A 22605-nucleotide genomic window follows, 5' to 3' on the forward strand; every position below is an offset into this window, starting at 1 on the left:
ACTTAAATAAGTAGGGATTTTAAAAAGTAAGTTGTTATATACCTGAAATCACATTATGAAAAGAGAAGAACTCATAAAAAAATGGTTAGATCATAATCTAAATACTGAAGAGCAGAATGCTTTTGAGCAGCTAGAGGATTATAACGAACTTATTAAAATGAACGAGGCTTTAAAGCACTTTAAAGCTCCTGATTTCTCTATTGACCGAACTTACGAAACTCTAAAAACGAATCTCGAAGTTAAGAAATCGAATTTAAACCACTGGTTAAAACCTTTCCTTAAAATCGCTGCAATTTTAGCCATCGGATTCAGTATTTATTATTATACCACAACGCTAGACACCCACGTTAATACAGTAATAGCAGAACAAACCACTGTGCAACTACCAGATCACTCTACGGTGGCTTTGAATTCAAATTCAACACTAACTTTTAACAAGAAAGATTGGAGCGACAATAGAGAATTAAAATTACATGGTGAAGCATTTTTTAAAGTTGCAAAGGGAAAGAAATTTGACGTCATTACTACAGATGGAATTGTTAGTGTTCTAGGGACTCAATTTAATATAAAACAACGCGAATCTTATTTTGAAGTTACGTGTTACGAAGGTTTGGTTGCCGTAACTCATAATCACAACACCACAACATTAAAACCTGGAGATACTTTTAAAATCATTGATGGGAAACTACTTGCTAATGAAAAAGAAAACGCTATGCAACCACAATGGTTGCGTGGTGAAAGTAGCTTTAAAAGTGTTCCTTTAAAATATGTGATTGCAGAGTTTAAAAACCAATACAAGCAAAACATAATTACAGAGAATATTGATCTTTCGCGTTTGTTCACAGGAAGTTTTACACATAATAATTTAGATTTAGCATTGAAGTCTGTCACAATACCATTAAATTTAAGCTACAGCCAATCTGGAGAATCTATTTTACTAAAGCGTGAATAAAAAATTACTTTGTTTAATTTTCTACTGTTTATCGATTGCCTTTTGTAACCTTACTTTCTGTCAGGAACAACAAGACGAAAAATCGCTTGTCCAAATTCTTCTAGACATAGAGAAGCAGCACGACGTTAAATTTTCTTTTGAAACCAAAACGGTTGAAACTATTTTAATTAGTCCATTATCTAATGACCTGTCAATAGAACAGATATTAGATCACTTAAATCGTGTTACCAATCTTAATTTTGAAATGCTGAATGATAGGTTTATCGTTATTACCGTAAAGACAGCACTAGATATCCTAAACAAAGTACAACAGCTAAAAGAAGTTGTAATCATAAATTATCTTACCAAAGGGATTTCAAAAACAAATGATGGAAGTGTAAAAGCGAACACAAAAGCCTTTGATATTCTTCCGGGATTGATTGAACCAGATGTCCTTCAGATTGTACAAAACTTACCAGGCATTATGAGTGTAGACGAACGCATTTCTAATATCAATGTTAGAGGTGGCACCAATGACCAAAATTTAATTCTGTACGAAGGGATACGCATGTACCAATCCGGACATTTTTTCGGGTTAATATCGGCCTTCAATCCGTATTTATCAGAGAACATTACTATTTCTAAGAATGGCACTAGTGCTAAATTTGGCAACGCCGTATCGAGTACCATCGCTATAAAAAACTCGGATAATTTAGATAATAAAACGAGTGCAGGAATTGGTGGAGATATGTTGAGCGTAGATGGTTATGCAAAAATACCACTATCAAACAAAACGGAGCTGCAACTGTCTGCAAGACGTTCTTATACAGATCTTTTGGTTTCCAAAACTTATGATTCTTATTTTGACCGCATTTTTAAAGACTCAGAATTAAATACGTCTTCAAATATAAATATGCTTTTAGCACAAGATGAACGTTTTTTATTCTACGATTTCAATGCTAAATTTTTATACGATATTGATAACACCTCAAAATTGCGCATTAATATAATGAGCATGTCTAATGACCTAGATTACAATCAAGTATTCACATCAGCTGATAATGATTTTCAGGAGACAAAAAGCAAGTTAAATCAAACGAGTTATGGAGCAAGTGCAACCTATTCAAAACTAATAAATAGTGATGTCAATCTCTCGGCACAAGTTTATTATTCAAACTATGATTTAGATGCTAAAAATAATAATGTTACTAAAAACCAATTATTAACTCAGGAGAATAAAGTTGAAGATTTCGGCTTTAGATTAGACCTTTCAAAAACAGTTAGCGAAGACATTAACTTTAATAGTGGCTATCAGTTTAATGATGTTGCAGTCACTAATTTTGAAGATGTCACCAATCCAAATTACACCAGTTTAGTAAAGGAAATTATTAGAACTCATGCGTTATTTGGAGAAATAGAATGGTACTCTCCGTCGCGTGAGACTTCTATTAGGCTAGGTTCTAGAATTAGTTACTTTGGTAAATTGTCTGAATTTTTAATTGAACCTCGATTTTCAATAAATTATAAATTTCTAGACTATTTTAGATTAGAAGTTTTAGGAGAATTGAAGAGTCAATCTATAACCCAAATAATTGATTTACAACAAGATTTTTTTGGGATAGAAAAACGACGATGGCAATTGGCTAATGGTAACGATGTTCCGTTAATAACTAGTGAACAGGCCTCGGTTGGTGTAAGTTATAATCAAAACAATTTATTGGTTTCTATAGAAGGTTACTACAAAGGAGTCAATAATATTACTGCACGCAGCCAAGGGTTTCAGAATCAATTTCAGTTTACTAACGATACGGGACATTATACTGTAAAAGGCATAGATTTCCTTATTAATAAACGTTTTAAAGACTTTAGCACATGGCTAAGTTATACGTATAGTAAAAACGATTACAATTTTAGCGAGATTAATAGTAGTACATCATTCCCTAATACTATTGATTTAAGACATGTGGTTAATTCTTCACTTACTTATAACGGCGAAAAACTTAAGATTGGTATAGGGTTTAATTGGCATTCGGGCAGACCTTTTACCGCTCCTCTAGCCCTTCAAGTTGACAGTAATTCTACTATAGAATACAACACACCTAATAGCTCTCGATTGGATGATTATTTTAGAACCGACATTTCAGCTATATATAAATTGAAACTATCAAAAGGTGTTAATGCAGAGGTCGGTGCTTCCATTTGGAACATTTTTAATCAAACCAACATAATTAATCGGTTTTACACATTTAATTCTGCTAACGCTATAGTAGAGATAAACAACAAATCCTTAAAACTCACACCTAACTTAAGTTTTAGGATCAACTTTTAAGTGCAAACCGCTATTAAAATTGGATTTTTAAAAAAAACCTGATATAGAATCAGACTTAATTTATATAATCCTTTTATTTAATATTGGTATTTTTCTTCCTTTCTCGATCTTTTTCCTTTTCAATATTCTTTCTAATTTTATCAATGGCTGATTCTATGGACTTATCTGGCTCAATGAGATTATATTCACCCCAAAAATTTGGATCTGAAAATCCTGAAATAGCATCAGTAATAATTACAGAAGGACGTAGTTTATCTTTATTTTTAATTTTTTCACCTGTACTATTCACCTCCCAATCTGTTACTGCCATTTCACTAGATAATGTGTAAACTTTATTGAAGAGTTGGCGTTTTTTATTCACCTTAAACGTTAAGCTTAAATTAGAATAACTGTAATACCAGTTATTATCTTTTTGTTTATAATCTACTTTGTAAATCGCCTCTAAAGGATAAACCTCAACATCCCTAGGTTTACTTTTAACCAAAAGATTTTTAGTTTTATCCCTATTACTCAAATCTAAAAAGTAATTCGCACTAACTAAGGCTAACGACTCTACATCAATAAAAAGTTTGCCACTATAATTTACAGTAAGTTGTTTATTCTTAGGACTGAAATCAACAACAAAAACAGCTCTGTTATTTATAGTTGAAGGTTTATCAAAAGTAAAATCATACCCATTAATACTTTCCTCTGTAAAAAGATATTCAGTATATTTCATAATATCTAAATACATCGTAGAAAACGGACCACCTTGCAACTTTACAGACACCGTATCTAAGCGTGTGTAATCTGTACTTTTCCTAGCTTTTCCAAGTTGAATATCATCACGTTGTGGTGTCCAATTTGGTTGTTTTAAAATATTAACAACAGCCTCCGTTAAGGACACATTTCTATTTCTGCGTTTAATAGTTTCTCTATAAAAAGCAGTCATAAAAACAGACTCTTCATCTTTATTTTCACTTTTTCCGAAAAACACTTTTCTAATTAAATTTGATGCATTTTTATATGCCGCGATGTTTACAGCAGATAACTCGGTAATTACCTCATACAACTCAATCGTTTGATTATCGTCAGATAATTCAGATAATAGTACAACATAAGTCGTATAACCTAAAAAAGAAACGGCAACTTTGGAATCTAAATAATTATTTGGAACTTTTAACGAGAATTCACCTTCAGAATTTGTAATCGTACTAATGTTTGTATTGTTAATACTAAGATTAGCAGCCTCTATCGTTTTGTTAGTTCTACCATCGACAACCTTACCGTGATACTCCTTAAACTCCGTTTGAGCACTTAAAGAAAAGAGTACAAATAAGACTAATAAAAGTGTACTAGCGCAACGTTTTAAAGTATAAGATTTTTCCATGACAGTAAGATTTAATGAACATTATAACCTTACCTAAGATACAAAAAAGCACAGAATACACTTCTATTCAACCTGTTAATTTCTTAATATTGAACATCACCCTACCTATTCAATTCTTAAAATTGAATGCAAAACGGATTAAAAAAGTACTACTGTTAATTTTAGAAATTATTATTTTACATACGCTCAGGAACCTCAATCCCTAAGACCTTAAAAGCATTTTTAATAGTTTGACTTACTGTTTTAGATAATGCTACTCTAAAATTCTTTTCTAAATCAGAGTCTGCTCCAAGAATCGATACATTCTGGTAAAACGAATTAAAATCCTTTACCAAATCATAAGTATAATTGGCAATCAATGCAGGACTATGCTGTTCTGCTGCATTTTGTATGATGACTGGAAATTGTTCTAATTGTTTAATAAGTTGTTTCTCTTTCTCATGAAGTGTTATGTGGTCGCTTAGCGAAGTCGAAGCGCCAATATCATCCACATTAGCCTTTCTTAAAATAGACTGAATTCTAGCATAAGTATATTGAATAAACGCCCCTGTATTCCCTTGAAAATCGATAGACTCTTTAGGATCGAATAAAATTCGCTTTTTAGGATCTACTTTTAAGATGTAATATTTTAAAGCCCCTAAACCTATAGTTTTGTAGAGGGTCTGCTTTTCTTCTTCTGAGTACTCTTCTAGCTTTCCTAATTCTTTAGAAATATCTTCAGCAGTATCTGCCATTTCCTGGATTAAATCATCAGCATCTACAACGGTTCCTTCTCTACTCTTCATTTTTCCGCTTGGTAAATCTACCATACCATAACTTAAATGGAATAGATTTTTAGCCCAATCGAAACCTAATTTTTTCAAAATTAAGAATAACACTTTAAAATGATAATCTTGCTCGTTACCAACCGTATAAACCATACCACCAACATCAGGATAATCTTTAATTCGCTGAATGGCTGTACCAATATCTTGCGTCATGTAAACGGCTGTGCCATCTGCTCTAAGCACAATTTTTCTATCTAAACCATCTTCGGTTAAATCGCACCAAACAGAACCATCAGCATCTTGTTCAAAAACACCCGTTTTTAAACCTTCAGCAACAAATTCTTTTCCTAATAAATACGTATTGCTTTCGTAGTAATAGGTATCAAAATCGACACCAATATTTTTGTAAGTAACATCGAAACCATCATAAACCCACTGATTCATTTTTTTCCACAGTGCAACAACGTCTTCATCTCCTGCTTCCCATTTTAGTAGCATTTGCTGTGCTTCTACTAATAAAGGTGCATTCTTTTTAGCATCTTCTTCAGATTGACCTTGAGCCATTAATTCTGAAATTTCAGATTTATATTCTTTGTCAAACTTTACATAGTAATTTCCAACAAGTTTATCTCCTTTTAAATCTTCTGTTGGGGTTTCATTCTGACCAAATTTCTGATAAGCCAACATACTCTTACAAATATGAATACCTCTATCGTTAATGATTTGAGTTTTATAAACTTTTTTTCCTGAAGCTTTTAAAATTTCAGCAACACTATACCCTAAGAGTACATTTCTTACATGTCCTAAATGCAAAGGTTTGTTTGTGTTTGGTGACGAATATTCTACCATAACAGCTTTATCATCCTTTTGATCCACAAAACCATAAGCATCATTTCCTTTTATAGATGTGAAGAAATCTAAGTAATATGAATCACTAATTTCTATATTTAAAAAGCCTTTAACAACATTAAAACCTTTGACTAATTCTACATTGTCTAATAAATATTGACCAACTTGTTCGCCTATAACAACAGGATTTCCTTTTACGACACGTAACATTGGAAAAACAACAACCGTAACATCTCCTGCAAACTCTTTGCGAGTCGCTTGAAATTCTACTGATTCTAATTCCGCTTGAAACAACGCTTTTATCGCTGCTTTTACATGTAATTCTAAAGTCTCTTGAAGGGTCATAATTCTGCTTTATTTTGGTGTTTTAAAACGTTCGCAAAGATAGAAGTTTTATTGTTTTAATGGGTTTCTATGCAAACATAATTACTTAACGTTATAGGGTTTTTATAAAGTTTAGAATTGATAGAAGTCTAATATCTATGACTAAAATGAAATTCTTAAACTACGCACTTTCCATTTTTATTGTTATTTTTCATCATGTTCTAATAATAACAACTCCATTACTGACAATGACACGTCTGAGAATTAACTATTCTAAAAAAACATAGATTTATCATTTCAAAGTGAATTAGAGAACTAAACGGTAGGTCATAAAGATGTAAATGGAAATTCGGTAGAACTTTTAGATTTTGTAAAACCTAAAGGAACAAACCTTATAAGATTAAATTAAATCAGTCTAGAATTTGCTCCAACACCTCAAGGCCAGAAAGCATATATGAATGATTAATTGCGACTATAAAAGCTATTCTAAATGAAAAACGAAGAGGTTTTTACTATTGAGCTACAAATTGGGTCGCATTTAATAGTAATGAAAATACATCGACAAATGGCACGTTTTGGGAATACTAATATGTGTTTAATTTTGACTTAAAAGTCTTACCTATTTTAGGCACACACAACCACAAACAACTGAAAAATAGCACTATAGCCAAAACTTGCATTTCATCGACAAAACAGTATTACCACCTTTAAATTTACCTTTGGTCGATATGCCATATTTTAAAAATATTATATTTGTCTGTTCAACTAATAAATTGGTATTAAATCCTAATTATTAGCATATTTGCGTTCATAATAGCACTTTTGGAGGGCTATTAATCAATGTCCCAAACATTAATGAGGTTTAATAATCAAACATTAACAACGTTGTTTTTGTTTTGTGTTAACTTACTTTTTTCGTCCCTCCCTAAAAGTTTTTCAAACCAAAACAGCGCAATTCGTTTTAACGCTATTTTAAGATGAGACAGTTACTTATACTAGCTGTGTATCTTATATCGATATCCGTTTTTTCTCAAAGCGAAAAAATAGATAAACTTACGGTACAAATAGCTTATTTAAACGCAGACTCTACAAAAGTGGATATGTCTTTGGTGCTTATTAATGAGCTCTTCAAACAAAAGGACTACAGTAAGGCATTGCTTTACATTAATGAAACCTCAAAACTTTCTGACGACCTTAAATACATAAAAGGACAGGCGGAAAGCAGCTACATCAGAGCATTAATCTTTACAGAACGTAACGATTATTTTAATGCAATTGATAACTACAAAAGATCTAGAAATTTATACTTACAAATAAAAGATACACTTGGTGTAGCCAAAGTGAGCAACAGCATAGGTCTTGTTGAAATAAAAAGAGGAAATTATAAAGTTGGTTTACAAAATTCATTATCTGCAATAGATATTTTTGAAAAACAGTATCTAAAAGATGAATTAAGCGCTGCTTATAATAATCTTGCTGAGGCTTATTATAAAACCAATCAAATTGATAAGGCTATAGAATATAATTTTAAAGCTTTAGAAGTCCGAAAGGAAATTAATGATAAGGATGGTATTAAAATATCTACTAAAAATATTGCCGGACTTTATTCTATATTAAAAGAGCATCGCAAAGCGATTGAATATTACGAAAAAGCATTAGATATTCTTAATCCTAAAACAGATCAAGATCTTAGAGGCGAAATACTTCCTAAATTAGGTAGCGAATACTTACGTTTTAAAGAATATGACAAAGCTTCTGAGTACTTACTAGAAGGTTTAAAATACAATAGACAACAAGATAACAAAGAAGGACTTTTAAGAGCCTTGAATGCTATTGGACATTTAAATCTTCAAAACAAAAAGCTAAAATTAGCTGAAAGACAATTAAACGAAGCTTATGAAATTGCACAGAAAACAGATGATAAAACCGAACTTTTAGAAAACTACAAACTTCATATTGCTTTAGATTCTACACGTGGTTATTATCAAAATGCGTTTTTCTGGCAAAATAAATTTTACAATTTAAAAGACTCGCTTTCTAAAATTAATAGACCTGTTTTCCCTACAGAATTAGAACATTTAGATTTAATTAATGACAACTCAAACCGTAAGGATCTTACAGATAATACGGAGAGTAAAGCTACAGAAGTATCAACCTCGTTGAGTAATCCTTACATTCTATATGGAGTCTTAGCCGCGTTTATAGTATTGTTAGGCCTTCTAATTTATAGTCTTTTAAAAACTAAAACTCATAAAGACGCATTAGAAAAACAAAAAGACATATTAGCCGAAGAACAAATAAGAACAGAAGCTATTTTAGAACAAACACATCACTTAGAAGAGGTTAACCAAGTTAAGGATAAACTTTTTTCTATTGTGTCTCACGACTTAAAAGATTCAATCTCTTCTATTAAAGCGTTCTTAGATTTATTAAACGAAGACAGCATTTCTAAGGATGAATTTTATGAGTTGATTCCAGAATTAAGCGAAAATGCTAATAATGCATCGTCACTTTTATTTAATTTATTAAACTGGTCTAAATCGCAAATGCAGAATTTAGAACCAAAACCTGAGTTGTTTAATATTCAAGAAGTGTTTCAAACTAAAATTGCTTTAGTTGAACAAAAAGTTGAAGACAAACGCATTGTTTTAATTGATGAGTCTCAGGATGATTTTATTTATGCCGATCGTAGTATGGTAGAAATTGTGATTCAGAACTTAATTACAAACGCTGTTAAATTTAGCAGAACAGGTGATGTTATTACTATTTCTAACATAGAGGCTAACGGAAAATCTTTAATTTGTATTGAAGACACTGGTGTTGGTATTTCTAAAGATAACATTGATAAGTTATTTGCAGCACATAAAAACTTTACGACTGCTGGCACTAAAAATGAAAAAGGAACAGGTTTAGGCTTATCTATAGCTAAGGATTTAGTAGAATTAAACAACGGCAGAATCTGGGTAGAAAGCACAGAACATGTTGGAAGTAAATTCTTTGTTGAATTACCTAAGGCTTAGCTCTAAGTGTTTAATATTCTGAGTCTATGTCACAAATGAACAAGCTAGAACTCAAATAAAAATCGATACAGCTTAAGCTTTCGGTAAAAATACTTCAGCAATCATACAACGCGCACTTCCACCACCACAAGTTTCTATAGTCTCTAAAGAACTCGAAATAATAGGACAATGCTTTTCTATCGTTGTGACTTGATTTGGTGTTAAAACCTTATAGGCAGCTTCACTCATAATTAAATAAACCTGACCATCATTACCCTGTAATTGCAACATGTTTCCTGCGAAATGATGCATCTGTTTTTCTGTAATTGAAATGATTTCTTTACCATCATTTCTAAGATGCTTTACAACACTTTTACGTTCTTTCTTATCATCAATACTATCTAAGCAAATCACAGCAAAATCCTCAGCGATACACATCATTACATTAGTATGATATATCGGTAAGCGTTTATCTTCTACCGTTTGATATGCTGTAAAAATCACAGGACTATATTCAAAATCCTCACAAAACTCTATAAATAAATCTTCATCTGCTCTTGGAGATAAAGCACAATAGGCCTTTCTATTAACACGATCTAAAATAACGCTTCCAGTTCCTTCTAAAAAGACACCTTCATGTTCGGCTGACGTATAATCAACGATATTTTCAATTTTAAAACCTTCGTCTTCTAATCTAATAAAAATTTCATCTCTGCGTTCCCGTCTTCTATTCTCTGCAAACATCGGATATTTTGCAATGTCTCCATTAGCATGAAAACTTACCCAATTGTTAGGGAAAATAGAATCTGGTGTATCATTTACTTTATCATCGTCTTCAACAATAACATTAATACCTACAGCTTTTAATTTTTGCACAAAAGCATCAAATTCCTCTTGAGCTTTTGCATTAATCTCGGCATTTTTTAAATCTAAATCTTCCTGAAAATAATTATTGACAGCGGTTTGCTCGTTCATCCTAAAGTTTACAGGACGAATCATTAAGGCGGTATTTGTAGTTTGTTGCATTTATTTGCTTATAGAATGGTAATGAAATGCAAAGTTATTATTTTTTTATGTCAAAGTAGCTATAAAATCAGGCCTGATTTTCTAACCATCCTAAGGCCTCTTTGCGACTCTTAAACATCTTTATATTCCAACCGTTATTGCGATTCATATTTATTAAAACATCGGTAGCTAATTTAGATACATAAGCATGAGTTACAACAGCCATAGCTTTCACGATATCTTTATTTACAATAGACTTTTGAGCTTCAAAAGTATACGTGTAAGAATACTTTTTATTAATTAATAAGAAAAACGGGACCTCTAATTTTTCGATAAGAAAAGCGTGATATTCTTTTACCATTTTCATATCCAACACTACACCATCATCGATAATAACTTCAACAAGATTAGCTTTAAGTATGATTATAATACCAAAGCTAAGTTTATATGATTTCATGTTAATAAATATAAGTAATTTTAGCTAAATTTCTAGACCATGAAAAAACTATTAGTATTAGCCTTATTGCTAGTTGCTTGTAATAACAAAACAGAAAAACAAGATTCGGAAAATAAAACTGCAGAAATAGATTTCACAACGGTTTTCGAAAAAAGTGAAGGTTTTGAAACCGCAACTTATCAAGAAACCATAAAATACTATGAAGACTTAGCTAACGGTTACACTGAAATTTCGATCCAAGAAATTGGCGAAACAGACTCAGGAAAACCACTACATATAGTAACGTTAAACATGAAAGGTTCTGGAGATAACTTTGAATCGCTGAGACAAAACAATAGAATTCTATTAGTTAATAATGGTATTCACCCTGGAGAATCTGATGGTATTGACGCAACTATGATGTTGTTTAGAGATGTTGTTCAAGGTAAAATAGAGGCTCCTAAAAATACGATTGTAGTTACCATTCCAATATATAATGTGGGTGGCAGTTTAAATAGAAATTCAACAACACGCACCAATCAAAACGGCCCGAAAGCTTATGGGTTTAGGGGCAATGCAAGAAACTATGATTTAAACCGAGATTTTATAAAAGCCGATACTAAAAATGCCAAAGCTTTTACCAAAATATTTCATTTAGTACAGCCAGATGTTTTTATTGATAACCATGTTAGTAATGGAGCCGATTATCAGTATGCATTAACCCATTTATTTACTCAACACAATAAATTAGGAGGTGAACTTGGTGAATTTATGCATTCTGAAATGATGCCCACCTTAGAGCAAAAACTAGAAGCAAAATCTTGGGACATCACTCCTTATGTTAACGTATTTAACCGCACACCAGATTCTGGATTTACACAATTTTTAGACACTCCAAGATATTCTACAGGGTATACAACATTATTTAACACCCTAGGAATGATGATAGAAACACACATGCTAAAACCATACAAACAACGCGTAGAAGGTACTTACGAATTAATGAAAAGCATGATTGAAATCACAGAAGAACAAGGAGATAAAATTGCAAAACTCAAGAAAGAACAAACCAAGCTATGGGCAGCAGGTGATCGCTATCCGTTAACTTGGACTGTAGACACAAGCCTTACCTCTACTCTAAAATTTAAAGGTTATGAAGGAGAAATGATTCCTAGTGAATTTACTGGTGCAAAACGTTTAAAATACGATCGATCAAAACCATTTACAAAAGACGTTACATATCAAAATTATTTTAAAGCAACAGATTCTGTCATAATCCCAAAAGCTTATATTATTCCACAAGGCTGGCACAGTGTCATTGACTTATTAAAACTGAACAACGTCGCATTCACACAATTTAAAAATGACACCACATTAACCGTTGAATCCTATAAAATTGGAAGCTACGAAACTCGCACATCTCCATACGAAGGTCATTATGCACATTACAAAACAAGTGTTAACACCTCTAGTGATAAAGTAACTTTTAGAAAAGGTGATTATCTAATTTCTACGAATCAAGATGCCATTCGTTATCTATTAGAAACGCTAGAACCTTCTGCTCCAGATTCATTTTTTAACTGGAATTTCTTCGATACCATTTTACAACAAAAAGAAGGATTTTCACCTTATGTTTGGGAAGATAAAGCGGAACAACTTTTAAAGAGCAACCCAAAACTTGAAATAGAATACAATATAAAAATCAGTTATGACGAAGATTTTGCTAATAGTTGGTATGCCCAATTAGATTGGCTGTATAAGCAGAGTAAGAACTATGAAAAAGCGCATTTACAGTATCCTGTTTACCGTGTAAAATAGATTTTAATTCGCTAGGTTTTATGGAATAAATTAACCTAACATAAACCTAAAAACACTTGTCTAAAACGGATTGACATATTAAAACAATAGTCCTTAGGAAAGCATTAAATGACCTTAAAAAAAAGCTGATATTTTTTTTTACACCTGTAAAACCAATCAAAAAATAATATACATTTGTTCAAAATTATAATAGCGTAACGCGCTCTAAATGAACAAATACATTGTTGTTAATCAACCTGAAAAATGGAACTTTTCAATTGATAATATAACCGTAATTTCCTCTCAAGATTATCTTACAAATCCTAAGTATTCCTTATTAAAAAATGCACGAATTTTTAATTTATGCAAGGACTACTCGTACCAATCCAAAGGCTATTACGTATCACTTTTGGCAGAAGCCAGAGGTCACTTACCGATTCCAACTACAAAAAACATTGTAGACCTTAAAGCTTTAAAATTGGTCAGAATCGTTTCTTATGAGTTTGATGATGTTATTCAACAAAGTTTAAAAAATATAAAGTCGCAAGATTTTACGTTGAGTATCTATTTTGGGCAAAACGTAGCACAGAAATACAAAAACTTAAGTGCCTTGTTTTACAAGCATTTTCAAGTTCCATTTTTACGTGTAAACTTTAATCATACTACCAAGTGGAATATTCAGAGTATAAAGGCGATTTCTGAAGCCGAAATTCCAGTAGAACACATGTCTAGCGTCCGCGAATTTGCGAACCAGTATTTTGCAAAAAAGCGTTACGATACCGCAAAAGTTACGAATTACGATTTCGATTTAGCCATATTAGTTAACCCAAGCGATCCAGCACCTCCAAGTAATGCTAAAGCCTTAAAAAAGTTTATAGAAATCGCGGAGAAGATGAATATCTATGCCGAAATTATTGAGCCTAAAGACTTGTCTCGCTTATCATCTTTTGACGCGTTATTTTTAAGACAAAGCACCGAAGTCAATAATGAAGCTTACACCTTTGCTCGAAAAGCACAGCAAGAAGGTATTGCAATAATTGATTATCCGGATGCTATTTTAAAATGTTGCAATAAAGTGTATATGGCAGAAGCCATGAATAATGCTAATATCAGCACACCAAAAACAGTTATAGTACATAGTAATAACCGAAATTCGGTCTTAGAACAAACAGGATTACCTTGTGTTTTAAAAGCACCTGACTCTACGTTTTCTTTTGGAGTAAAAAAAGCAAAAACGAAAGACGAATACAATGCTTTAGTTACCGAAATGTTAAAGGAATCTGATTTGATTATTGCGCAAGAATTTTGTCCATCAGATTACGATTGGCGCATAGGCATTATCGATAATAAACCATTTTATGCCTGTAAATATTATATGGCAAAAGGCCATTGGCAGATCTATAACTGGAAAGCAACGGACAAAAATGACCAAGATGGAGATGCCGACTGTTTACCTATAGAAGACGTGCCAAAAAACGTGATTGATATTGCCTTAAAATCCGCAAAACTAATGGGATTAGGACTTTACGGTATTGACATTAAAGTTGTAGACGGCAAACTGATGGTTATAGAAATTAATGATAACCCAAATATAGATTTTGGAGTAGAAGACGCACATTATGGTGATTTGGTTTACACTGAAATTCTTTTAGCCTTAAAAAAACGATTAGAGTAGCACACTGAATGATCCATGTTATGAGTTTCGATTAATCCGAAAAACGATTAATAACCAATGACATGTGACTATTAAAACACAATATTAAATACATGAAAAAAAAATATCATTTATTCGAAGTTTACGGTATTGAACTCGAATATATGCTTGTTAAAAATGACAGTTTTAAAGTAGCACCACAAGTAGATGAACTTTTAACCCTAAAAGCAGGAGAATTAAAAGCAGACATTGAAAATGGCGACATTGCATGGAGTAACGAATTGGTGGCTCATGTCATTGAACTAAAAACAAACGGACCTACAAAAAGCACGGATGATTTAGCAGAGAAATTCCACAAGAATATTCTAGAAATCGATGCACTTTTAAATCCGCTGAACTTACAACTTTTAGGTTCTGCTTCACATCCATTAATGAATCCAAACACCGACACACAACTTTGGAAACATAGCTATAGTGAAGTCTATGCACTTTACAATACTATTTTTAATTGTAAAGGTCATGGTTGGAGTAATGTACAAAGTACACATATTAATTTACCGTTTTATGATGATAAAGAGTTTGAAAAACTACACGCAGCCATTAGAATAATCTTACCATTATTACCGGGGCTTTGTGCTAGCTCGCCAATACTAGAAGGCAACATTACAGGTTTTAAGGACACGCGACTAGAATTTTATAAAACCAATCAGAAGGAAATTCCGGAGTTGACAGGCATGGTCATTCCTGAACGTGTATTTTCAAAATTAGATTATCATGCTACCATTTTTGAACCGATAAAACGTGCGATACGCCCTTATGATAAAAACAAGATTCTAGACCAGCACTTTTTAAACTCTCGTGGAGCTATTGCTCGTTTTGACCGCAATGCTATTGAAATTCGTTTAATGGATATTCAAGAATGTCCTAAGGCAGATATTGCTATTTGTGCTTTGGTTATTGAAGTTTTAAAAGCTTTAATCAATAAGAAATTCGGTTCTTTAAAAGATCAAAAAAATTGGACTAAGGACCAGTTGTTTCCTTTTTTAAACGATGCTATAAAACAAGGCGAAGAATCTTTAATTGAAGATGAAGATTATTTAAAATTATTCAATTTGAAGTCATCTACATCCGTAAAAGACGTCTGGAACCATTTGTACCAAACCGTAAAACCGAAAGTACATAAATCACATCACCAAGCCATTGAATTGATTTTGGAACAAGGCACATTAGCAACACGATTATTAAAAGCTGTTGGGAATGATACTTCTGAAGCCCATATTATTTCGGTTTATCGTGATATGCAAATGTGTTTAAAAACGAATGAACTATTTCAGCCGTGAAACATCCATAACTAGGCTTTGACACACAAGAGTATAATTAAAAGTATGAACCATGTGACCTAAAACCGACACGAATAAACATATGAAACTGATTTTGACATGCGAACATGCAGGACATGAAATTCCTGATACGTACAAAAAACACTTCAACAATAAAGCAGTTTTAAAAACCCATCGTGGCTATGATTTGGGAGCATTAGATCTGTTTCAACATTTAAAACCGCTGTCTGACGCATCGTATTTTAGTACTACGAGTCGTTTGTTGGTAGAGTTGAATCGGTCATTATTTAGTAAACAGCTTTTTTCAGAGTTTAGTAACGGCTTATCTAAAAATGAGAAGTCAGAAATTCTTGAAACATATTATTTTCCTCATAGAACGGAAATTGAATATAAAATAGCAGAATACGTAAAAAACAAACAGCACGTTCTACATCTCTCTATCCATAGCTTCACCCCAAATCTAAATGGAGAGGAACGTAAAGGCGACATTGGATTACTTTATGATTCACGTCGTAAAAAGGAACAAGAATTTTGTAAAGAGTTTAAAAGTGTACTTCTAAAACAAGCCTCAAATTTAAACGTTAGATTTAATTATCCATATCTCGGAAAAGCAGATGGTTTCACTACATTTTTAAGAAAGCAATTTCCAACTAATTATTTAGGCATTGAGATTGAGGTCAATCAGAAGTTTGTTAAGAAAAACACCATGAGTTTAAAGTTGAAGCAAACCCTTTTTAACACCATAAATAACTTAAAATCAACACAGAGCATTTTTTAGACACTTGAGCTTTTAAAATTAAAAGTTTAAATTCGTCTTAAACTTGATAATAATAAATTATGTCTATCGCCGAGCTTATTAGCAATGTATTCTTACCATTATCTTTAGCTATTATTATGCTAGGAATGGGAATGACTTTAACGCCAATAGATTTTACCAGGCTTGCTAAATATCCCAAAGCCGTTTTAATTGGTCTTACTAATCAACTCGTGCTACTGCCTCTTATTGGTTTTTCATTAGCGATTGCGTTTAATTTAAGTCCAATAATGGCCGTTGGATTAATAATATTGGCAACCTGTCCTGGTGGCCCAACAAGTAATCTAATCACACAAGTCTGCAAAGGCAATATTGCGTTATCCGTTACTTTAACTGCCATTACTAGCTTTATAAGTATTATAACCATTCCTTTTATTTTATCCTTTGCTTTAGACTATTTTGGCACGGACGAAGCCACTACAATTAAATTACCCGTTTTTGATACCATTCTTCAAATAATGGGCATAACTGTTATTCCTATTTCTATAGGTATGCTTATTCGAAAGTTCAAGATTAAATTTGCTTTACGAATGGAAAAACCTATGCGTATGGCGTCTACCGTAATTTTCACTTTAGTCTTTATAGCTGTAATTCTAGCAAATTTCGATATCTTAAGTACTGCAATGAGAGAAGTTGGCCTAGTTACATTACTATTAAATATTATAACAATGGGATTAGGCTATTTAACCGCTAGATTGTTTAAATTGAAATTAAAGGATGTCATTTCAATTACAGTTGAGAGTGGCATACAAAACGGAACATTAGCGTTTGTAATTGCAACTTCAATATTGCATAATGTAGAAATGGGTATTCCTACTGGTGCTTATGCAATTTGGATGTTTATTACTGGTGGCATTTTAATGTGGCAACTTGGAAAAAGGCCCGAAGCTACTTCGGAATAAAAAAGATTTATAAAACGGTTAGACATATTTAAACCAAAATCCGAATATTAGCATAGCTATTCTCCAAAGCTCTTTGAGAAGCTTTATCATCTAACCATTCAACTTTAGTGATGCCTTCATTTTCTTGTGGAAATAACTCTCCTTCAAAATCGGTTGTCATTTCAAACCAATACGTCACTTTAATTTTGTGTTTACCGTTTCGTTTAAAAATATGATAGGTTGTTGGTAGCGGTTTGGTAATTTTCAAACCTTCAACACCGGTCTCCTCTTCTACTTCGCGAATGGCAGTTTCTTCAATCGATTCGTTACGTTCAGCTTTTCCTTTTGGCAAATCCCATTTATCATTTCTAAAAATAAAAAGAATTTCATTTTTAGAGTTATAAGCCTTTCCACCACCTGCAACTACATTGGGTAACAGCTTCAAGAACTTTTTGAGTAACTTATCTTCATTTTTATGAATTAAGTGTACCGCTTTCAAATCCGTATTATTCAAGGTTTTTATTACCTTACCAATATTTACAGACTTTAAAAGAAAGGATTTAAAATCAGTTTCTTTTGTTACTTCAGTAGTTAAAATTATAGGTTTATCACCTACATAAATAGTGTACATCGCTTGCGTTTGTTTCAACTTTCCTTTTGTAAATTTATTATTTTTTATGAGAAACCATTTGAAATGAAATTTATTTTCGTTTAAAATTTTCTAACCTCGAAAAATCATTATTTTTGTAACATGATTTTTAACAAAGATACTGCCAAAAAAACAGCAGAAGTTTTACTGCAAATTAATGCTATAAAATTACAACCCAACGATCCTTTTACTTGGGCTTCTGGCTGGAAATCTCCTATTTATTGCGATAACAGAATTGTGCTATCGTATCCAACTATTAGAAACTACATTAGAGCCACAATTGCTCAAAACATAGAAGACCTTTATGGTAAACCAGACGTTATCGCTGGTGTTGCAACAGGTGCTATTGGTATTGGTGCTTTAGTCGCAGAATACTTAAACCTACCTTTTGTTTACGTAAGACCAGAAGCAAAAAAACATGGTCGCCAAAACCAAGTTGAGGGCTTTTTAGAAAAAGGGCAAACCGTTGTTGTGGTTGAAGATTTAATTAGCACAGGGATGAGCAGTCTTAATGCTGTACAAGCTTTAAAAGAAGCCGAAGTGAATGTAAAAGGCATGGTCGCTATTTTCTCTTATGGATTTGATGTCGCTAAAAAGAATTTTGAAGATGCTAATGTTGAACTGCACACGCTCGGTAACTACGAAAACTTATTAGAACAAGCTGTTGAAACCTTCTATATCACCAAAGACCAACAAGACATTTTAGCACAATGGAATGCCAATCCTAGTGAATGGAACGCTAATTGATATAGCATATAGTGAAATTGTTGAGTCATTTAGCAAAAAAACCTAAAACCTAACAACAAGCAAAAAATAACATAATACACTACCAATGAAATTAGAATCCCCAAAAGTAACCTTAGATAAATCTGCAGAAGAAACTTTTAATTTTCTATCTGACGTTAAAAATTTTGAAAACTTAATGCCTGAAAACATTAGCAAGTTTGAAGTTTTAGAAAATGACAAATTTCTATTCGCATTGAAAGGAATGCCAGAGATTATATTAAAGAAAAAAGAAGTTATTCCTCACAGTAAAATAGTTCTAGGTGCTGCAGGCGGAAAATTAGACTTCGCTTTAGTTACCAATATCACAGAAGTTGAGCCAAACAAAACTGAAGTTAAATTAAATTTCGAAGGAGAATTTAACGCTATGATGGGAATGATGATAAAAGGCCCTATCAGTAAATTTATTGAGACTTTAGTAACCAATATGAAGACCGCAGTGTAATTGCAACAAAGAAATTAATACATTAACTTAATCTCTTTAAGATCGAAGGTTTTTATAACACCATCTTCTGTCCAAACTTGTAATTGGCCGTTTTCAGTTACACCCTGTATAATACCAGAAAAGCTATCATTTTTAGACGTTCTAAAAGTTGATGGCTTATTTTTTCTAAAAAGGAGACTTTCATATTCCGTCTTAATTTCAAGAAATTGTTTAGATTCAAGTAAATCAAAATGGATTTTTAATTGCTTTAATACTTCAGAAAGCACTTCGTCTTTATTATAAATCACTCCCGAAACTAGACTCATCGAAGAGGCTTGAGGTAAATTATTGTAGAATTTCTGATTTACATTGAGCCCAAATCCAATTATGGAGCCTTGCAGATTATTATTTTTTATGACATTTTCAATTAAAATGCCACATAATTTAGTGTCTGCTGACAAAATGTCGTTAGGCCATTTAATACGTAATTGCGGTATTTTAAAGGTTCTTAAAGCTTTAATAAGCGCTAAAGAAACAGCCATACTTATATAAAACTGTTCTGTAATACTAAAATACGGCAGTCTTTTAAACACACTCGCTGTAAGGTTCTTACCACTTTCTGCTTTCCATTTTGCACCCATTTGGCCTCTACCTTTTGTCTGTAATTCTGCAACCACAACGGTATAATCGATAGGTAAAGCCACAGTAGACAAATCTTTTAGATATGTGTTTGTAGAGTCAATGGCATTAAGTTTGATTATGTACATTTAATAGGCAATTTTATTTTATAGTTTTCTTATGACATTAAGCGCATACAAGAACTAAAAAAATAATAACTTTGCACAAAATTAATACAATTTAATGAAGAAAGATAAAATCCCTACAGACCAACTTATTACATCAATTATTGGAGGTATTGAAGATGTTAAAGGAAAAGAGATAACACTATTAGATTTACGAGACATAGAAAATACGGTTTGTGATTATTTTATTATCTGCGAAGGTACTTCAAACACACAAGTAAACGCAATCGTCGGTTCCATACAAAAGCAAGTTAGCAAAACACTTAAAGACAAACCATGGCACATTGAAGGCACAGAAAATGCTGAATGGGTTCTAATGGATTATGTTAATGTTGTGGTACATGTATTTCAAAAACATATAAGAGAATACTACGATATTGAAGAGCTTTGGGGAGATGCAAAAATAACCCAAATAGAAACTAGTTACTAAAACGAGAAACGCTACGAATGGCTAAAGACAATAAAAATTTAAACAAGAAACCGAAACTAAACCCGTATTGGATTTACGGAATTATCATTGTTGTATTCCTATCTATTCAGATTTTTTCTGGCGGATTTGGGGAATCTACAGGTACACAAACAACTCCGGCACAATTCTTAACTTATTTAAGTCAAGGTGAAGTTGATAAAATTGAAATTGTAAACAAAAGAGAAGCTAGAGTTTTCTTAACAAAAGAAGCCAAAGAGCAATCTCCGCATAAAAAAACGAATTCTAATTCTATATTTCCATCTGTAACTCCTGTTCCAAATTATAAGTTTGAATTTGGTGACCTTCAGAATTTCGAAAAAGAAGTTAATGAAGTTATTAAAGACAATAATCTCAACACAGAGTTAGTTTATGAAACGGAACATAATGTTTGGGGCGATTTCCTATTAACCTTATTACCGTTTGTTCTGATCATTGGAGTGTGGATTTTTATAATGCGTCGTATGTCTGGTGGCGGAGGCGGAGGAGCTGGTGGACAGATTTTCAATATCGGAAAATCTAAAGCGAAACTCTTTGATGAAAAAATAGATACAAAAACATCATTTAAAGATGTTGCAGGTTTAGAAGGTGCAAAAGAAGAAGTACAAGAAATTGTAGATTTCTTAAAATTCCCTGAAAAATATACCGCTTTAGGTGGTAAAATTCCAAAAGGAGCGTTATTAGTAGGACCTCCAGGAACTGGTAAAACATTATTAGCAAAAGCCGTTGCAGGTGAAGCAAAAGTGCCTTTCTTTTCGTTATCAGGATCTGATTTTGTGGAAATGTTTGTTGGTGTTGGTGCGTCTAGAGTAAGAGATTTATTTAAGCAAGCTAAAGAAAAATCACCTTCAATTATCTTTATTGATGAGATTGACGCTATTGGTAGAGCTAGAGGAAAAAATAACATGTCTGGTTCTAACGACGAACGTGAAAACACCTTAAATCAACTTTTAACAGAAATGGATGGTTTTGGTACTAATACAAACGTTATTGTATTAGCTGCAACAAACCGTGCAGATGTTTTAGATAGTGCATTAATGAGAGCTGGTCGTTTTGACCGCCAGATTTATGTAGATCTTCCAGATGTTAGAGAGCGTAAAGAAATTTTTGAAGTGCATTTACGTCCACTTAAAAAAGAAGAAACTTTAGATATTGATTTCTTAGCCAAACAAACACCTGGTTTCTCTGGTGCAGATATCGCTAACGTTTGTAACGAAGCAGCATTAATTGCAGCAAGAAAAGGAAAGAAAGCAGTAAACAAACAAGATTTCTTAGATGCTGTCGATAGAATTATTGGTGGGTTAGAGAAGAAAAACAAAATTATAACCCCTGCAGAAAAGAGAGCTGTTGCTTTTCATGAAGCTGGTCACGCTACTGTAAGTTGGATGTTAGAGCATGCTGCTCCATTAGTAAAAGTAACTATTGTTCCTAGAGGACGTTCTTTAGGTGCGGCTTGGTATTTACCAGAAGAGCGTTTAATTGTACACCCAGAACAAATGTTAGATGAAATGTGTGCTGCATTAGGTGGTAGAGCTGCTGAAAAAGTAATCTTTGATAAAATTTCTACAGGTGCTTTAAGTGACTTAGAAAAAGTAACGAAACAAGCCAGAGCTATGGTAACTGTTTACGGACTTAGTGACAAAGTAGGTAACTTAACTTATTATGATTCTTCTGGACAATCAGAGTACGGTTTTACAAAGCCATACAGTGAAAAAACAGCAGAACTTATAGATCAGGAGATTTCTGATATTATTGAAGAGCAATATCAACGCGCTATAAAATTATTAGAAAACAATAAGGATAAGCTAACAGAGTTGGCAGAAGTCTTATTAGACAAAGAAGTTATTTTTAAGGATAACCTTGAAAAAATCTTTGGAAAACGTGCTTTTGAAAATCCTGCTACCATAGAGGAGGAAATGAAAGAAGCAATTGATGATGTTAAAGAAGAAATTAAGAAAGAGGAAGAATAAAAACCTCCACATCTT

Annotated in this window: 18 protein-coding genes; 12 read left to right on the forward strand and 6 right to left on the reverse strand. The window is 32.5% G+C overall.

What is annotated here, in order from left to right:
• Positions 1–55: 55 nt before the first annotated feature.
• Positions 56–952, forward strand: coding sequence for a FecR family protein (locus DFQ09_RS12780; RefSeq protein ID WP_181897180.1), 897 nt, complete (start codon positions 56–58; stop codon positions 950–952).
• Positions 945–3260 (forward strand): TonB-dependent receptor plug domain-containing protein, encoded by a 2316-nt coding sequence (locus tag DFQ09_RS12785; RefSeq protein WP_115810975.1) that lies wholly within the window; start codon positions 945–947, stop codon positions 3258–3260. Before DFQ09_RS12780 ends, DFQ09_RS12785 begins: the two co-directional genes overlap by 8 nt.
• Positions 3261–3333: 73 nt before the next feature.
• Here the strand turns inward: DFQ09_RS12785 and DFQ09_RS12790 are convergent, their stop codons facing one another.
• Positions 3334–4629, reverse strand: a complete 1296-nt coding sequence (locus DFQ09_RS12790) for a carboxypeptidase-like regulatory domain-containing protein (RefSeq protein WP_115810977.1) — start codon at positions 4627–4629, stop codon at positions 3334–3336.
• A 176-nt stretch (positions 4630–4805) separates the two neighbouring features.
• Positions 4806–6590 (reverse strand): arginine--tRNA ligase, encoded by a 1785-nt coding sequence (gene argS / locus DFQ09_RS12795; protein ID WP_115810979.1) that lies wholly within the window; start codon positions 6588–6590, stop codon positions 4806–4808.
• A gap of 956 nt (positions 6591–7546) precedes the next feature.
• Here argS and DFQ09_RS12800 point away from each other — a divergent pair.
• A complete protein-coding gene (locus DFQ09_RS12800) occupies positions 7547–9589 on the forward strand; it encodes a tetratricopeptide repeat-containing sensor histidine kinase (RefSeq protein WP_115810981.1) in 2043 nt (680 codons plus the stop codon).
• A 72-nt stretch (positions 9590–9661) separates the two neighbouring features.
• Here the strand turns inward: DFQ09_RS12800 and ctlX are convergent, their stop codons facing one another.
• Together ctlX and DFQ09_RS12810 are read right to left on the reverse strand one after the other, a co-directional pair.
• Positions 9662–10594 carry a citrulline utilization hydrolase CtlX gene (gene ctlX / locus DFQ09_RS12805; RefSeq protein ID WP_115810983.1) on the reverse strand — a complete coding sequence of 311 codons (933 nt, stop codon included), beginning with the start codon at positions 10592–10594 and terminating at the stop codon, positions 9662–9664.
• A 67-nt stretch (positions 10595–10661) separates the two neighbouring features.
• On the reverse strand, positions 10662–11030 hold the full coding sequence (locus DFQ09_RS12810) for a DUF7793 family protein (RefSeq protein ID WP_115810985.1): 369 nt from the start codon (positions 11028–11030) through the stop codon (positions 10662–10664).
• A 39-nt stretch (positions 11031–11069) separates the two neighbouring features.
• Here DFQ09_RS12810 and DFQ09_RS12815 point away from each other — a divergent pair, with 39 nt between their 5' ends.
• From DFQ09_RS12815 to DFQ09_RS12835, 5 genes are all read left to right on the forward strand, one after another.
• Complete coding sequence (locus DFQ09_RS12815) at positions 11070–12827, forward strand: M14 family metallopeptidase (protein ID WP_115810987.1); 1758 nt, start codon at positions 11070–11072, stop codon at positions 12825–12827.
• Positions 12828–13035: 208 nt separating this feature from the next.
• Positions 13036–14481: a RimK family protein gene (locus tag DFQ09_RS12820; protein ID WP_115810989.1), complete on the forward strand. Its 1446-nt coding sequence runs from the start codon at positions 13036–13038 to the stop codon at positions 14479–14481.
• Between the two features lie 92 nt (positions 14482–14573).
• Positions 14574–15800, forward strand: coding sequence for a glutamate-cysteine ligase family protein (locus DFQ09_RS12825; RefSeq protein WP_115810991.1), 1227 nt, complete (start codon positions 14574–14576; stop codon positions 15798–15800).
• An 82-nt stretch (positions 15801–15882) separates the two neighbouring features.
• Complete coding sequence (locus DFQ09_RS12830; RefSeq protein WP_115810993.1) at positions 15883–16578, forward strand: N-formylglutamate amidohydrolase; 696 nt, start codon at positions 15883–15885, stop codon at positions 16576–16578.
• A gap of 59 nt (positions 16579–16637) precedes the next feature.
• Positions 16638–17516, forward strand: a complete 879-nt coding sequence (locus DFQ09_RS12835) for a bile acid:sodium symporter family protein (protein ID WP_115810995.1) — start codon at positions 16638–16640, stop codon at positions 17514–17516.
• 28 nt (positions 17517–17544) lie between these two features.
• Here the strand turns inward: DFQ09_RS12835 and DFQ09_RS12840 are convergent, their stop codons facing one another.
• Positions 17545–18126, reverse strand: coding sequence for an NUDIX hydrolase (locus DFQ09_RS12840; RefSeq protein ID WP_115810997.1), 582 nt, complete (start codon positions 18124–18126; stop codon positions 17545–17547).
• A 120-nt stretch (positions 18127–18246) separates the two neighbouring features.
• Here DFQ09_RS12840 and pyrE point away from each other — a divergent pair, with 120 nt between their 5' ends.
• Together pyrE and DFQ09_RS12850 are read left to right on the forward strand one after the other, a co-directional pair.
• Positions 18247–18891, forward strand: a complete 645-nt coding sequence (pyrE, locus tag DFQ09_RS12845; RefSeq protein WP_115810999.1) for an orotate phosphoribosyltransferase — start codon at positions 18247–18249, stop codon at positions 18889–18891.
• An 85-nt stretch (positions 18892–18976) separates the two neighbouring features.
• Positions 18977–19372 (forward strand): SRPBCC family protein, encoded by a 396-nt coding sequence (locus DFQ09_RS12850; RefSeq protein WP_115811001.1) that lies wholly within the window; start codon positions 18977–18979, stop codon positions 19370–19372.
• Between the two features lie 14 nt (positions 19373–19386).
• Here DFQ09_RS12850 and DFQ09_RS12855 read toward each other — a convergent pair whose 3' ends face one another.
• Complete coding sequence (locus DFQ09_RS12855) at positions 19387–20118, reverse strand: biotin--[acetyl-CoA-carboxylase] ligase (RefSeq protein WP_115811003.1); 732 nt, start codon at positions 20116–20118, stop codon at positions 19387–19389.
• A gap of 94 nt (positions 20119–20212) precedes the next feature.
• Here DFQ09_RS12855 and rsfS point away from each other — a divergent pair, with 94 nt between their 5' ends.
• Together rsfS and ftsH are read left to right on the forward strand one after the other, a co-directional pair.
• Positions 20213–20584: a ribosome silencing factor gene (gene rsfS, locus DFQ09_RS12860; protein WP_115811005.1), complete on the forward strand. Its 372-nt coding sequence runs from the start codon at positions 20213–20215 to the stop codon at positions 20582–20584.
• Between the two features lie 17 nt (positions 20585–20601).
• The gene (ftsH, locus tag DFQ09_RS12865; protein ID WP_115811007.1) at positions 20602–22590 is read left to right on the forward strand and encodes an ATP-dependent zinc metalloprotease FtsH; all 1989 of its coding nucleotides are present in this window, start codon (positions 20602–20604) and stop codon (positions 22588–22590) included.
• Positions 22591–22605 lie beyond the last annotated feature (15 nt).

The sequence above is a fragment of the Winogradskyella pacifica genome (assembly GCF_003386275.1).
Classification (GTDB): Bacteria; Bacteroidota; Bacteroidia; order Flavobacteriales; family Flavobacteriaceae; genus Winogradskyella; species Winogradskyella pacifica.